The organism is Bradyrhizobium sp. USDA 3397, assembly GCF_054060965.1.
Map to the genome: position 1 here is coordinate 838,806 of NZ_JBSSDS010000001.1, position 15,002 is coordinate 853,807.

Genomic DNA, 15,002 nt, shown 5'->3' on the forward strand with positions numbered 1-15,002 from the left:
TGCTGGGCGAGATGCCCAATCCTGATGCTCACATGGCCGCTTTCAGGGCAGCGAAGCCGCGATCGAGATCGGCCTTGAGGTCGTCGGTGTTCTCGAGCCCGATGTGGAGACGCAGCGTCGGGCCGCCGGGCGCCCATTTGGTCGCAGTGCGATAGGCATCGCAATCGAAGGGAATTGCAAGGCTCTCGAACCCGCCCCAGGAAAAGCCCATGCCGAACAGCTTCAGCGTATTGAGCATGGTGTCGACCGCCTTCTGCGGCGCCGGCTTCAGCACGATGCTGAACAAGCCGGAGGCGCCGGTGAAGTCGCGCTTCCAGATCGCATGACCGGGATCGGTCTCGAGCCCGGGATGCAGCACCCGCGCAACCTCAGGCCTCGCCGCCAGCCAGCGCGCCATCTCGAGCCCGGAGCGATGATGCTGCGCCAGCCGCACCGATAGCGTGCGGAGGCCGCGCAGCGCCAGGAAGACGTCGTCGGGACCGGCGCAGACGCCAAGCAGGCGGATGCCTTCGGCAATCATCGGCCAGGCCTTGGCGTTGGCCGAGATCGTGCCGAACATGATGTCGGAATGACCGCCGATATATTTGGTGGCGGCCTGCATGCTGATGTCGACGCCCTGGTCGAGCGAGCGGTGATAGAGCGGCGTCGCCCAGGTGTTGTCGTCGATGACGAGCGCGCCGCGCCCATGTGCGACTTCGGCGATGGCGCGAATGTCGGGCATCTCGAACGATTGCGAGCCCGGCGCCTCCACCAGAACGGCCCGGGTGTTGGGCTTGAACAGCTTGTCGATGCCGGCGCCGATCATCGGATCGAAATAGGTGGTCTCGACGCCGTAGCGCGTGAGCATGCCGTTACAGAAATTGCGCGAGGGCCGATAGATGTTGTCGACCACCAGGATGTGGTCGCCGGCCTTCAGCACCGAGAGCAGGGTGGTGGAGATCGCCGACAGCCCCGACGGCACGATACCGACGCCGGCGCATTGCGGACCCTCCAGCGCCATCAGCGTCTCCTGGAACGCCTTGGTGGTCGGGGAACCGTGACGGCCGTAGGTGAACTCGCCGCGATGGGCGTGCAGGTCCTCTGCGGTCGGATAGAGCACGGTCGAGCCGTGGAAGACCGGCGGATTGACGAACCCCTTCTGCGCCTTGGTGTCGCGGCCGGAGGTGACCAGCCGGGTATCGGCGTGCTGCTCTTGGGGGGACGAAGAATCCATGCGCCTGCTTTCAAAACCGCGTTTCCACCGGACGCATCGCGCCCCTGGGCCGACCGAAAGGCCGCGGTCGTTAATAACAGAACACAGAAGAGTCCCGTCAACCCCTTGACCCGGAACGCTAGTCGTTCTGTGATGCGCAGGTGCTATTCAGTCGCCGCATGTTGAGGGGCCTGCCGCGACCTTCGATCCATTGCCTGACCGGACGTCGCGTCACAGCCAAGAGATGGCGGGCGCCGGCGGCGGGGATGAAGGTATGGCCTCCCGAGATCGGCGAGTGTTCGGCAAGGTTTTCCAGCATGACTCTTGCAAGGCCGGATTCTTGAAGGACCTGGCTTGGCAGAGACGATCCTAAGACAACATTCCTGACCTTGAGACGACCTTGAAAGGCCCAAAGCCCATGAAACGCGTAACCCTGGCTCTCTCCCTTGCTCTCGCCGCCGGCCTCACCGCCCAAGCCGCCGATGCGCAAACGCTCAAGACCGTCAAGGATCGGGGCATGGTGTCCTGCGGCGTCAGCCAGGGCCTGCCGGGCTTCTCGTCGCCCGACGATAAGGGCAACTGGACCGGCATCGACGTCGACGTCTGCCGCGCCATTGCCGGCGCCATCTTCAACGATCCGACCAAGGTCAAGTTCGTGCCGCTGTCCGCCAAGGACCGCTTCACCGCGCTGCAATCCGGCGAGATCGACGTGCTCTCGCGCAACACCACCTGGACCATCTCGCGCGACACCTCGCTCGGCGCCAATTTCACCGGCGTGACCTATTACGACGGGCAGGGCTTCATGGTGAAGAAGTCGCTCAAGGTGAATTCGGCGCTCGAGCTCAACAGCGCATCGGTCTGCGTGCAGACCGGCACCACCACTGAGCAGAACCTCGCCGACTACTTCAAGGCCAACAACATGAAGTACGAGGTGATCGCGTTCGCCACCAACGACGAGACCGTCAAGGCCTATGAAGCCGGCCGCTGCGACGTCTTCACCACCGACCAGTCGGGCCTGTACGCCAACCGCCTCAAGCTCGCCAGCCCCAACGACCATATGGTGCTGCCCGAGATCATCTCGAAGGAGCCGCTCGGTCCGATGGTGCGCCACGGCGACGACCAGTGGTTCGACATCGTGAAATGGACGCTGTTCGCGATGCTCACCGCCGAAGAGCTCGGCGTGACCTCGAAGAACATCGACGAGAAGGCGAAGCTGGAAAATCCCGAGCTGAAGCGCGTGCTCGGCAGCGACGGCAATTTCGGCGAACAGCTCGGCCTGACCAAGGATTGGGTGGTGCGGATCGTCAAGACCGTCGGCAATTACGGTGAGGTGTTCGATCGCACCGTCGGCGCCGGTTCGCCGCTCGGGATCAATCGCGGTGTCAACAATCTCTGGAACAAGGGCGGTCTTCAGTACGCGCCGCCGATCCGCTGATCAGCCCTGATCGGCCGGCAGCGGCATGAGCACCGAGGCTCGAAAACCGCCGCCCCAGATCGCGCTGAAGATCCGGCGCATTCTGGGCGGCAAGGCAGGCTGGAACGGCGTTGCCGTCCAGTTTGCCTTCGCGGCGATCCTGGGCTGGATCGGCTACGAGATCGTCTCCAACGCGCGGGCCAATCTCGAGAACCAGCACATCGCCGCCGGCTTCGGCTTCCTCAGGAACAATGCCGGCTTCGACGTCAACCAGACCCTGATCTCCTATACCGGCTCGGACACGTTCCTGCGCGTGTTCGTGGTCGGGCTGTTGAATACGCTCGTGGTCTCCGTGGTGGGCATCGTCTTCGCCACGGTGATCGGCTTCATCGTCGCGCTGTGCCGGCTGTCGCCCAATTGGCTGCTGTCGCGGGTCGGCGAGATCTATGTCGAGGTCATCCGCAACCTGCCACTGCTGTTCCAGATCCTGTTCTGGTACCTGGCGGTGCTCGCGGCCCTGCCCAATCCGCGGCAGAGCATTTCCCTGTTCGGCATTGCCTTCATCAGCAATCGGGGCCTCGTCATTCCCAGCCCGATCGGTCAGAGCGGTCTCGCGCCGTTCCTGGCGGTGCTGGCGCTCGGCATCGTCGCCTCACTGGCGCTGCGCGTCTACGCAAGGCGAGCGCTGTTCCAGCGCGGGCAGGTGATCCGCATCTGGCCTTCCGTGCTGGCCCTGCTGTTTGGGCTTCCGCTCGCCACGATGCTGGTGTTCGGTCTGCCCTTCACCTTCGAGCTGCCGCAGCTGAGGGGGTTCAACTTCGCCGGCGGCTCACGCATCATCCCGGAATTCGTGGCGCTGACGGTGGCGCTGGCGACCTATACCGCCGCCTTCATCGCCGAGATCGTGCGCGCTGGCATCCTGTCCGTTCACAAGGGGCAGATGGAGGCGGGATCTTCGCTCGGCCTCAGCCGCGGCGCAACGCTCCGCCTCATCGTCGTGCCGCAGGCCATGCGCGTCATCGTGCCGCCGCTGACCAACCAGTACCTCAATCTCACCAAGAACTCGTCGCTGGCGGTCGCGATCGGCTATCCTGACCTGGTGTCGGTGTTTGCCGGCACGTCGCTGAGCCAGACCGGGCAGGCGATCGAGATCATCGCCATGACGATGGGCGTCTATCTCCTGATCTCGCTCCTCACCAGCGCGATCATGAGCGTCTACGGTTGGCGCGTCAGCCGGAGCCTCGGCGCATGAGCGATGTCATGTCATCCAGCTTCGTTCGCCAGGATCTGCTCGCCGAGCGTCCGGCGCCGGTGAAGACGACGGGCTTCATCGGCCTGATGCGCACGCGCCTGTTCAACTCGCCGACCAACATCCTGCTGACGATCGTCGGCGCCTTGCTGCTCTGGTTCACCATCGTCCCCTCCGTCAAGTTCCTGATGGTCGATGCGGTCTGGAGCGGTAAGGACCGCACCGCGTGCCTCGCCGAGAACGCCGGCTTTGCGGTCGGCGCCTGCTGGCCCTACATCCAGGCGAAGCTCCCGCAACTGATCTACGGCTTCTATCCCGAGGCCGAGCGTTGGCGGGTGAACCTGACGCTGTTGCTTGCAGTGGTCCTGCTGTTGCCGCTGCTCATTCCGCGGCTGCCGGCGAAGAGCCTGAATGCCGGCCTGTTCTTCGTCGCCTTTCCGATGGTGGCGTTCTTCCTGCTGCACGGCGGCGGCATCAAGGGCTTCGGGCTGAGCTGGACGGCCGGCCTGCTGCAATTGTTCGACGAGAGCATCGTCGGTGCCGGACAGGCGCTGCTCACCTCGAGCAGGACCTCCGCGGTCGGTCCGCTGCTGTGGGCGCTCGGGAGCCTCATCGTGCTGCTCGGAACGGTGATCCATTGGCTGATCTTTCCGCTCACCTGGCTGCGCGATTTAATCCAGGGCACGGGCCAGCCGGTCTGGGCGGATTTCGCCGTCACGGGCGCGATCGTCTGCCTGATCGCCTTCGTTCTCGGCGGTGGTGTTCGCACCGGCGGGCGGGCTCTTGCATCGAGCGTCGCCACCTTCATTGGCATCGCCATCGTCATCAGGCTGATGGACCTCGACCACGGCGGATTGCCGATCGTGACGACGAATCTGTGGGGCGGCCTCCTGGTGACGCTGGTGGTGTCCGTCACCGGCATCGTCACCTCGCTGCCGATCGGCATCGCGCTCGCGCTCGGCCGCCGCTCGACCATTCCCTTGATCCGAATCTTCTCGATCGCCTTCATCGAGTTCTGGCGCGGCGTGCCGCTGATCACCGTGCTGTTCTTCGCAACCTACATGCTGCCCCTGTTCCTGCCCGGCAATTTCACCGTCGACGGCTTGGTGCGTGCGCTGATCGGCATCGCGCTGTTCACCGGCGCCTATCAGGCCGAGAACGTCCGCGGCGGGCTCGCGGCCATCCCGCGCGGGCAGAGCGAGGCGGCCGCCGCCCTCGGACTGTCCTGGTGGAAGACGACCTCGCTGATCGTGCTGCCGCAGGGGCTGCGGCACGTCATTCCGAACCTCGTCAACAGCTTCATCTCGCTGTTCAAGGACACCTCGCTGGTCTCGATCGTGGCGCTGTTCGATCTGCTCGGCTCGCTGCGCGCCTCGTTCGCGGATCCGAAATGGTCGACGCCGTCGACGGCGTTCACCGGCTTCGCCTTCGCCGGGATCATCTACTTCCTGTTCTGCTTTGGCATGTCGCGCTATTCCTTGTTCGTCGAGCACCGCCTCAACGCCCACCGCCGCAACTGATCGAGGCCACCATGTCCGAGCCCATCGTCAAGATTTCCGGCCTGAACAAATGGTACGGCGAATTCCACGTCCTGCGTGACGTCGATCTCGCGGTGCAGAAGGGCGAGCGCATCGTGATCTGCGGCCCCTCGGGCTCGGGAAAGTCCACGCTGATCCGCTGCATCAATGCGCTGGAGGAATTCCAGGAGGGCGAGATCGTCGTCGACGGCATCGAGCTCGGGCCGAACCTCAAGCACGTCGACGCGGTCCGCCGTGAAGTCGGCATGGTGTTCCAAAGCTTCAACCTGTTCCCGCACCTGACCGTGCTCGACAATTGCACGCTGGCGCCGATCTGGGTCCGCAACATCCCCAAGAAGGACGCGGAGGAGACCGCGATGAAGTTCCTGGAGCGGGTCAAGATCCCGCACCAGGCCAACAAGTTTCCGGGTCAGATGTCCGGCGGCCAGCAGCAGCGTGTCGCGATCGCGCGAGCCCTGACCATGAACCCGAAGGTGATGCTGTTCGACGAGCCGACCTCGGCGCTCGACCCCGAAATGGTCAAGGAGGTGCTCGACACCATGGTCGACCTCGCCGAGGAAGGCATGACCATGCTGGTCGTCACTCACGAGATGGGCTTTGCCCGCGAGGTCGCCAACCGCGTCGTGTTCATGGACGCCGGGCAGATCATCGAGGCCAACACCCCGAACGAGTTCTTCGCCGCCCCGCAGCACGCCCGCACCAAGCTGTTCCTGAGCCAGATTCTGCGCTGAGCCCGGCAAACTGTGGCCTCGCCGGTCTGACCGCAAGCCTGGCACCATCCGAATCGGCTTGCCTCTCTTCGGACCATCCTCCGGAGAGAGACCTTGCAGAGCAGTGCCGGCGTGCGCGCATACCAGAATGCGCGACTGGAAAAGAAGCTGATGAAGCAGGCGGACGCCGTCATGGCCTTCGCGATCGAGGCACTCGGGCAGGGCAGGCCCGATGAGGCCGAGATGCTCTGCCGCGAGATCTTGAAGGAGGTGCCGGATCATTTCCATGCCACGCACCTGCTCGGCCTGCGCGCGTTCGACGGCGGGCGGCTCGAGGAGGCGGAATTCCTGCTCGAGCGTGCGATTGCGCTCGATCCGCGTTCGCCCGATGCGCACGGCAATCTCGGGGCGGTCTATTTCGCGCTGGAGAAATTCGCTGGCGCCCGCGCCTGCCAGGAGAAGGCCATCGCGCTCAAGCCGAACTGTCCGATCACCCTGACCAATCTCGGCAATACGCTGCTGCACATCGGCCTCGGCAACGAGGCGATCGGGCTGCACGAGCGGGCGATCAGGCTGAGGCCGGATTATGCCGATGCGTTTTGCAACCGTGGCATGGCGGAATTGATGACGGGCCAGTTCGAGCGCGCCAAGGCGAGCTTCGACCGTGCCCTGACATTTCAGCCATCGCACGCCGAGGCGATCGCGGGCAGGGGGATGGTCAGCCTCGAGCTCCGGCACTTCGCGGAAGCGGGCGCCGCCTTCGACGCCGCGCTCGCGATCAAGCCGGCTTCACCGCGGATTCTGCTGCAGCGTGGACGGCTCAATATGAGTTTAGCTCGGCTGGAGCAGGCGGCCGCGGACCTCGACACGGCGCTGGCGCAATCGCCACGGCTCGAGCTCGCGCTGTGCTGGCGGGCGCAGATCGCCATTCTCGCGGGAAACACGGCGCGGGCGATGGCAGGCGTCAAGACGCTGCTCAAGGTCAATCCGCGATCCGAAATGGGGCTGGCGCTGCTGGCAGCTTGTCACGTGAACCAGGGAGACATCGCGACCGCGCTCGCGCACCTCGACGCGGCGCTCGAGATCGCGCCCGACTTTCCGGAGGCGATCGGATACAAGATTTTCGTGCTGGACTACCTGCCGGCGGCCGATTTCGCCGCGCAGCAGGCCGCGCGGAAATACTGGTGGGACTCGATCGGCGCGAAGTTGCCGCAAAGGGCGCTGGCACCGCGGCCGCTCGATCCGGACCGGCGGATCGTGATCGGATACGTCGCGTCCGAATTCAGGAACCACTCGGCGGCATACTCTCTGTTGCCGGTGCTGCGTCATCATGATCACGCCCAGTTCAAGATCGTCTGCTATTCCTGCTGGCCGGTGCAGGACGAGGTGACGGAGAGATTCAAGCCTCTCGCGGATGTCTTCGTCGATGCCGCACAATTGTCCGATGACGAGCTGGCCGACCGCATCCAGGCCGATGGCATTGATATTCTGATCGATGTCTCCGGGCACACGACCGGCAGCAGGCTTCATGTCTTTGCCCGCAAGCCGGCGCCGATCCAGGTCACAGGCTTCGGGCACGCCACGGGGACAGGCCTTCAAACCATGGACTACGTGCTCGCGGACCCGATCTTCATTCCGCAATCGGCGCGTCATCTCCTGGCCGAGAAGGTCCATGACCTGCCGTGCCTGATCACGATCGATCCGATTCTGGACATTCCGCCTTCAGAGCCACCCATGCTCCGCAACGGCTACGTCACTTTCGGGGTGTTCAACCGCATCTTCAAGATTTCGGACGAGGCCATCCGGGTGTGGTCGAACGTCATGCATGCGGTGAGGGGATCGAAGATCGTCGTCAAGAACGGGCTGCTTGACGATCCATTGCTGCGCGATCGACTGGTCGCGCGGTTCGCGGCACAGGGCATCCCCGAAGAGAACGTCATCTGCATGGGCTCGACCTCGCGCCCCGAGCATCTGCGGGCCTTCGCGATGGTCGACATGTCCCTCGACACCTTCCCGCAGAACGGCGGCATCAGCACCTGGGAGTCCCTCTATGCCGGCGTTCCCGTGGTCGCCAAGCTCGGCAGCGGCGCCTCGTCGCGCGCCGGCGGCTCCATCGTCGCGGCCGTCGGCCTGGAGGACTGGGTCGCCGAGGATGACGCGGGCTATGCCGCGATCGCGTGCAACTATGCGGCGCAGCCGGCCTACCTGGCAAAGCTGCGGGCGGATCTGCCGGCTCGGATCGCAGCCTCGCCGGCCGGCGACGTCGAGTTTTACACGCGCGAGGTCGAAGCGGCTTATCGCCGGTTCTGGCGCGATCATTGTGCCGCCGCTTCGGAGGTGGCGTAGGAGGATCTTGCGCCGGGCCCCGGGAAATCCCGGAGGCGATAGGACTCCGGTGACCGGCGGGCCAAGCTCGCGAATCAGTTAGACTCTGCTGAGGGCATCCTCCGGAGATACACCTTGCAGAAGAGCGTCGGCGGCGCGCGCGCGTTCCAGAATGCGCGATTGCAGAAGAAGTTGATGAAGCAGGCCGACGCCGTCATTGCCGCTGCGGCGGACGCCTATGGCCAGGGCCGATATGCCGAGACCGAGGCGCTGTGCCGCGAGATCCTGAAAGCGCTTCCGGATCATGTCGATGCCATGCACCTGCTCGGCATGTGCGCCCATGACGGCCGGCGCCTGGAAGAGGCGAGGGAGCTGCTCGAGCGCGTGATTGCGCTCGATCCGCGCCTGCACGATGCCCACAACAACCTCGCGACCGTGCATTTCGATCTCGGCAATCTCGAAGAAGCACGGCGCTGCCAGGAGAGGGCGATCGCGCTGAAGCCGAATTTCGCGGTCGGGCTGACCAATCTCGGCAACACGCTGATGCATCTGGGGCAGTACGTGCAGGCGCTCGAGATGCACGAACGCGCCATCAAGATCAAACCGGATTACGCCGACGCGTACTGCAATCGCGGCATGATCGAGATCTTGCTGGGACAGGTCACGAAGGCCAAGGAGAGCTTCGATCGCGCCTTGCTGTTTCAGCCGCGCCACGCCGAGGCGATCGTCGGCCTCGGCATGGTCGCCATGGAGCTCCGGCACCACGAGGAGGCGGCGGCCAAGTTTGCGATGGCGCTCGCGATCAAGCCGGGCTCGCCGAGGATCCTGGCCCAGCGCGGGCGGCTCAGTTACGAGCTGCAGCGCCTGGAGCCCGCGCTTGCGGACTTCGATGCGGCGCTCGCGGTCTCGCCCAAGCTCGAGCTTGCGCTCCGGGGCAAGGCGCAGGTCTGCCTCGTGATGGGAAAGACCGCACAGGCGACGGCGGCGGCAACGGCGTTGATCGAGCAGAATCCGCGCTCCGAGATGGGGCTGGCGCTGATGGGCTTTGCCTATTCGAACCAGGGCGACATGGACTCTGCGATCGAATATCTCGATCGCGCGCTGGCGATCAGGCCGGACTATGGGGATGCAATCAGGGGCAAGATCTTCCTGCAGGACTATCGTGCCGAGGCCGATTTCGCCCTCCAGCAGGCGGTAAGACGCGAGTGGTGGGACCGGATCGGCTCCAAGCAGCCGCGGCGGACGCTGCCGAAGCGGGCGCTCGACCCGGACAAGCGGATTGTGGTCGGCTATGTCGCGGCCGAGTTCCGGCAACACTCGGCGGGGCTCACCTTGCTGCCGGTGCTGCGCCATCATGATCACGCCAAGTTCAAGATCATCTGCTATTACTCCTGGCCGGGCGCGGATGAGTACACCGCCAAGTTCAAGGCGCTGGCGGACGTCTGGGTCGACGCCTGGGACCTTTCCGACGACGAGCTCGCCGATCGCATTCAGGCCGACAATGTCGACATTCTGATCGACGTTTCCGGCCACACGACCGGCAACAGGCTGCAATGCTTCGCGCGGAAGCCGGCTCCGATCCAGGCCACCGGCTTCGGACACGCGACGGGCACGGGCATGCCGACCATGGATTACGTGCTCGCCGATCCCATTTTCATTCCGCCATCGGCCCGGCACCTGTTTCCCGAGAAGATCCACGATCTGCCGTGCCTGATCACGATGGAGCCGGTCACCAATCTAAAGCCCTCCGAGCTGCCAATGCTCCGCAACGGCTACGTCACCTTTGGTGTGTTCAACCGCATCTACAAGATCTCGGATGATGCGATCCGCGTGTGGTCGCGCATCATGCGGGAAGTGCCGGGATCGAAGATCATCCTCAAGCATGGTCTGCTCGACGACGCCCTGCTGCGCGATAGCCTGATCGCACGCTTCATCGCACAGGGTATTGCGGAGGAGGACATCACTTGCCTCGGCACCACCTCGCGTGACGACCATCTGATGGCCTTCGACAAGATCGATATTTCCCTCGACACGTTCCCGCAGAACGGCGGCATCAGCACCTGGGAATCCCTCTACAAGGGCGTTCCGGTCGTGGCCAAGCTCGGCATTGGAGCCTCCTCGCGTGCCGGCGCCTCCATCGTGGCGGCCGTCGGCCTCGGCGACTGGGTCGCGGAGGACGACGACGGCTATGTCGAGATCGCCCGCAAGTTTGCCTCGCAGCCCGAATATCTGGCGAAGTTGCGCGCGGGCTTACCGGCCCAGATCGCAGCCTCGCCCGCCGGCAATGTCGAGATCTACACGCGTGAGCTCGAGGCGGGCTACCGAAAGTTCTGGCGCGACTATTGTGCCGCTGCCGCCGAGCACGGCGACGCTGCGGTCAGCGGGGCGGACGCACCTGGCGGCTCCTGAGCCGCGTCCTGCAGGCGACCCCCGGGATATCCCGGACGGATTTCTGGTCCGGCAGCCCGGCCGGGTCGGTGCGCGAATCAGTTAGACTCGGCCTTGGGCCATCTTCCGGAGAGACACCTTGCAGAGCAGCGTCGGCGCGCGCGCATTCCAGAATGCGCGATTGCAGAAGAAATTGAAGAAGCAGGCCGACGCCGTCATCTCCGCAGCGGCGAGCGCCTATGGCCAAGGCAGATATGCGGAGAGCGAGGCGCTCTGCCGCCAGATTTTGCAAGCCGTTCCGGATCATTTCGACGCCACACACGTGCTCGGCCTCAGCTTGCAGCAGGGCGGGCGCCTCGACGAGGCGCAACAGCTGCTCGAGCGCGCGATTGCGATCGATCCGCGTTCGCATGAGGCTCAGAGCAATCTCGCGGCGCTCTACTTCGTGCTTCAGAAATTGGAAGCGGCGCGCGCCTGTCAGGAGAAAGCGATCGCGCTGAAGCCGAATTTTACGCCGGCCCTGGCCGGTCTCGGCAACACCCTGCTCCAGATGAACCTGCCCGAGCAGGCCATCGAGGTCTACGATCGCGCCATCAAGCTGAAGCCCGACTACGCCGACGCGCTTTGCAATCGTGGCGTGGCGGAGCTGGCGCTGTTCCGGTTTGACCGTGCCAGGGAGAGCTTTGATCGCGCTTTGTTGTTTCAGCCGCGCCACGTCGAAGCACTCATCGGCAAGGGCGTGGTCAGCATCGAGCTCAAGCGCTACGATGAGGCGGAAGCTGCGCTCGCAGCGGCATTCGCGATCAAGCCCGATTCGGCCAAGATTCTGGCGCAGCGCGGACGCCTCAACTCGGCGCTGTCGCGGCTGGAACAGGCGGCGGCGGACTTCGATGCGGCACTTGCGCTTTCGCCCCGGTTCGAAATGGCCTTGCGGGGAAAGGCGGAGGTCTCGCTCAGCCTGGGAAATACCGCACAGGCGATCCTGGCCTCCACGACCTTGCTCGAGCAAAATCCACGTTCCACGATCGCATTGGCGTTGCTGAGCTCCTGTTTTGCAAATCAGGGAGAAATCGCGTCCGCAATCGAACATCTCGACGCCGCGCTGGCGATCTCGCCGGATCCAGACTTGATGGCGCGGAAGATCTACTATCTGGACTTTCTCCCCGACGCCGATTTCACGATCCAGCAGGCGACGCGAAGGTCCTGGGGCGAGGCGATCGGTGCCTGCGTGCCGCAGAGGAAGCTCGCCCCCCGCCAGCTCGATCCCGACAGGCGGATCGTGATCGGCTATGTTTCCGCCGAATTCTGGTATCATTCGGCGGCGTTCGGCTTGCTGCCGGTGCTGCGCCATCACGATCATGCCAGCTTCGAGGTCGTCTGCTATTCGTGTTCGCCGACACGAGATGCGATCACAGCCGAATTCAAGTCGGCGGCAGACGGCTGGGTCGATGCCTGGCAGATGTTCGACGACGAACTGGCCGATCGTATCGAGGCCGACAAGGTCGATATCCTGATCGACGTGTCCGGGCACTCGTCGGGCAACAGGCTTCAGGTCTTCGCCCGCAAGCCGGCTCCCATCCAGGTCACGGGCTTCGGGCACGCGACCGGTACGGGCCTTCGGACGATGGACTACGTGCTCGCGGATCCGGTCTTCATTCCGCAATCGGCGCGGCATCTGCTGGCCGAAACAGTCTATGACCTGCCGTGCCTGATCACGATCGATCCCATCCTGGATGTGCCGCCTTCGGAGCTTCCCATGCTTCGCAACGGCTACGTCACTTTCGGCGTGTTCAACCGCGTCAACAAGATCTCGGACGAGGCCATTCGCGTGTGGTCGAACGTGATGCGGGAGGTGGCCGGATCGAAGATCATCATCAAGCATACGCTGCTCGACGATCCCCTGGTGCGCGACGGCCTGCTCGCGCGCTTTGTCGCCCACGGGATCGCCGAGGAGAGGATCACCTGCCTCGGCTCGTCCGAGCGCGCCGATCATCTGCGAGCCTTCGCGCTGGTCGATATTTCGCTCGATCCGTTTCCGCAGAACGGCGGCGTCAGCACCTGGGAATCCCTCTATGCGGGCGTTCCGGTCGTCGCCAAGCTCGGCCACGGCGCATCCTCGCGCGCCGGCGGCTCCATCGTGGCCGCCGTCGGTCTTGACGACTGGTTGGCCGAGGACGACGAGGGCTACGCCGCTATCGCGTGCAAATTCGCTGCCCAGCCCGCGCATCTGGCAAAGCTGCGCGCGGAATTGCCGGCCCGGATCGCGGCTTCGGCCGCGGGTAATGTCGAAACCTACACGCGCAGGGTCGAGGAGGGTTACCGCAAGTTCTGGCGCGACTATTGTGCCGCGGCCTCGGAAAGCGGGCGGGTCGCTTGAGCCGGCCGAACTGCGCAGATTTTGTGGATCTGCGCCCTCGGCCCGATGATGCGTGTGACGATCAGACGAAGGGCGGCTTGATGTTGCTGCGCTTCTCCAGCCATTCCGGCACCGGCAGGTTCTTGGCGCGCATGAAGTCGGCGTTGAACAGCTTCGACAGATAGCGGCTGCCGGAATCGCACAGCACGGTAACGATCGTCTTGCCGGGCCCGAGCTGCTTCGCAAGCCGCATCGCGCCGACGACATTGATGCCCGTCGAGCCGCCGAGGCACAGACCTTCGTGCTGGAGCAGCTCGTAGATCGCACTGACCGCGTCGGTGTCGGGAATGAGATAGGCATCGTCGACCTTGGCGGTCTCGACGATGGCGGTGGCGCGGTTGAGGCCGATGCCCTCCGTGATCGAGCCGCCCGGCGTCGCCTTGGGATCGCCGGTCCTGAAATATTCGTACATGCCGGCACCGTGGGGATCGGCGCAGGCGATGCGGATGTTCTTGTTCTTCTCCTTCAAATAGCGGCTGACGCCGGCGAGCGTGCCGCCGCTGCCAACCGAGCAGACGAAGCCGTCGACCTTGCCGCCGGTCTGCTCCCAGATCTCAGGCCCCGTGGATTCGTAATGCGCCTTGGCGTTGTCCAGGTTGTTCCACTGGTCGGCGAACAGCACGCCATTGGGCTCGGTCTTGCGCAGCTCGTCGGCGAGCCGCCGGCCGACATGCTGGTAGTTGTTGGGGTTGGCGTAGGGAAGGGCCGGCACCTCGATCAGCTCGGCACCGCAAAGCTTCAGAAAGTCCTTCTTCTCCTGACTCTGCGTCTCCGGGATTACAATCAGGGTGCGATAGCCGCGCGCGCTCGCAACCACGGCAAGGCCGATGCCGGTATTGCCGGCGGTCGCTTCCACCACCAGCCCGCCGGGCTTCAGCTCGCCGCGCTTCTCGGCCTCCAGGATCATCCATTTGCCGGCGCGGTCCTTCACCGACTGACCGGGATTCATGAACTCGGCCTTGCCCAGGATGGTGCAGCCGGTCAATTCCGAAGCCTGCTTGAGCTTGATCAGGGGGGTGTTGCCGATGGCTTCGACAACGTCGTTGCGAATGGTCATGTCGGGGGAAATCACTACCAAGGGGTTGATCGGCTTTGGCCCGAACCTAGTGCTTGGGAGGCCAAAGGGGAAGGCTTTTGCGCTGCGGCGAACCTGACCGAAACGCCCGCGGAAACAGTGATATGCCCGAGACGAGACCGGCGCTGATGCGCGCGGCCGCGAGGCGGGATATCGGTAGGAGGAAACGACCGAACCCCGGCCAGGGCACGAACGATTGCGCTCCCCATCAGCACTGTCGCGACCGATTCTTGCCACTGGCGAGACGGGTCGCGACAGGACACGTGGACGCGGTGACGGCCAAAGAGATATCGGTACGTTGGACGGCTTCGTTTTCGGCAAGATTGGCTGGTGTTGTGCGTCGCCCAGAGGGTGGGACTGAGCTGAAGGCGTGCAACGCGTTGGGAATAAAGAGCGAAGCTAAGGGTGTGGCCGCGATATCACATGAAATCTTGGTAAGCTTGCTTACGTTTCCCAATGTTTCGCAATGAAGAAAGTCTCTGCGAGACAGGCGCTTTTCGCATTCTTGTCAGTTCGCTCCCGCCTCGTTGGCACGGGCATCTCGCAATTGCGGCACTGTCCCGCCGTTCCGGGCCCGGCTAGTATGAAGCTCAGGTTCCGCAGAAAGCATCATTACTGTGAGCGCGTCGTCCAAAGCCTCCCGACCGTCCCGCCGCGAATCGGTTAATCCGGCAGCGTTGCGGCGGCTTGATCTG

Annotated in this window: 9 protein-coding genes; 7 read left to right on the forward strand and 2 right to left on the reverse strand. The window is 64.2% G+C overall.

Annotated features, from left to right (window positions below; genetic code table 11):
* Nucleotides 1-28: 28 nt before the first annotated feature.
* Nucleotides 29-1,213, reverse strand: coding sequence for a cystathionine beta-lyase (gene metC / locus ACVWYQ_RS04090; protein ID WP_404651811.1), 1,185 nt, complete (start codon nt 1,211-1,213; stop codon nt 29-31).
* Between the two features lie 397 nt (nt 1,214-1,610).
* Here metC and ACVWYQ_RS04095 point away from each other — a divergent pair, with 397 nt between their 5' ends.
* From ACVWYQ_RS04095 to ACVWYQ_RS04125, 7 genes are all read left to right on the forward strand, one after another.
* The gene (locus tag ACVWYQ_RS04095) at nt 1,611-2,627 is read left to right on the forward strand and encodes an amino acid ABC transporter substrate-binding protein (RefSeq protein ID WP_057029155.1); all 1,017 of its coding nucleotides are present in this window, start codon (nt 1,611-1,613) and stop codon (nt 2,625-2,627) included.
* Nucleotides 2,628-2,652: 25 nt separating this feature from the next.
* Nucleotides 2,653-3,858, forward strand: coding sequence for an amino acid ABC transporter permease (locus tag ACVWYQ_RS04100; protein ID WP_036027974.1), 1,206 nt, complete (start codon nt 2,653-2,655; stop codon nt 3,856-3,858).
* The gene (locus ACVWYQ_RS04105; RefSeq protein ID WP_456725454.1) at nt 3,855-5,375 is read left to right on the forward strand and encodes an amino acid ABC transporter permease; all 1,521 of its coding nucleotides are present in this window, start codon (nt 3,855-3,857) and stop codon (nt 5,373-5,375) included. The genes ACVWYQ_RS04100 and ACVWYQ_RS04105 overlap by 4 nt, the downstream gene beginning before the upstream one ends.
* 11 nt (nt 5,376-5,386) lie before the next feature.
* Complete coding sequence (locus ACVWYQ_RS04110) at nt 5,387-6,124, forward strand: amino acid ABC transporter ATP-binding protein (protein ID WP_456725455.1); 738 nt, start codon at nt 5,387-5,389, stop codon at nt 6,122-6,124.
* A 93-nt stretch (nt 6,125-6,217) separates the two neighbouring features.
* The gene (locus tag ACVWYQ_RS04115) at nt 6,218-8,449 is read left to right on the forward strand and encodes an O-linked N-acetylglucosamine transferase, SPINDLY family protein (RefSeq protein ID WP_456725456.1); all 2,232 of its coding nucleotides are present in this window, start codon (nt 6,218-6,220) and stop codon (nt 8,447-8,449) included.
* A 114-nt stretch (nt 8,450-8,563) separates the two neighbouring features.
* Nucleotides 8,564-10,837, forward strand: a complete 2,274-nt coding sequence (locus ACVWYQ_RS04120; RefSeq protein WP_404541198.1) for a tetratricopeptide repeat protein — start codon at nt 8,564-8,566, stop codon at nt 10,835-10,837.
* Nucleotides 10,838-10,955: 118 nt separating this feature from the next.
* Nucleotides 10,956-13,193, forward strand: coding sequence for a tetratricopeptide repeat protein (locus tag ACVWYQ_RS04125; RefSeq protein ID WP_404541196.1), 2,238 nt, complete (start codon nt 10,956-10,958; stop codon nt 13,191-13,193).
* A gap of 61 nt (nt 13,194-13,254) precedes the next feature.
* On the opposite strand, the gene ACVWYQ_RS04130 is transcribed toward ACVWYQ_RS04125, so the two are convergent.
* On the reverse strand, nt 13,255-14,289 hold the full coding sequence (locus ACVWYQ_RS04130) for a cysteine synthase A (protein WP_035999544.1): 1,035 nt from the start codon (nt 14,287-14,289) through the stop codon (nt 13,255-13,257).
* Between the last annotated feature and the right edge of the window lie 713 nt (nt 14,290-15,002).

Excerpts from the sequence above, each read along its gene's own strand:
- metC (WP_404651811.1), bottom strand. The coding sequence starts at position 1,213 with ATGGATTCTTCGTCCCCCCAAGAGCAGCACGCCGATACCCGGCTGGTC.
- ACVWYQ_RS04095 (WP_057029155.1), top strand. The coding sequence starts at position 1,611 with ATGAAACGCGTAACCCTGGCTCTCTCCCTTGCTCTCGCCGCCGGCCTC.
- ACVWYQ_RS04100 (WP_036027974.1), top strand. The coding sequence starts at position 2,653 with ATGAGCACCGAGGCTCGAAAACCGCCGCCCCAGATCGCGCTGAAGATC.
- ACVWYQ_RS04105 (WP_456725454.1), top strand. The coding sequence starts at position 3,855 with ATGAGCGATGTCATGTCATCCAGCTTCGTTCGCCAGGATCTGCTCGCC.
- ACVWYQ_RS04110 (WP_456725455.1), top strand. The coding sequence starts at position 5,387 with ATGTCCGAGCCCATCGTCAAGATTTCCGGCCTGAACAAATGGTACGGC.
- ACVWYQ_RS04130 (WP_035999544.1), bottom strand. The coding sequence starts at position 14,289 with ATGACCATTCGCAACGACGTTGTCGAAGCCATCGGCAACACCCCCCTG.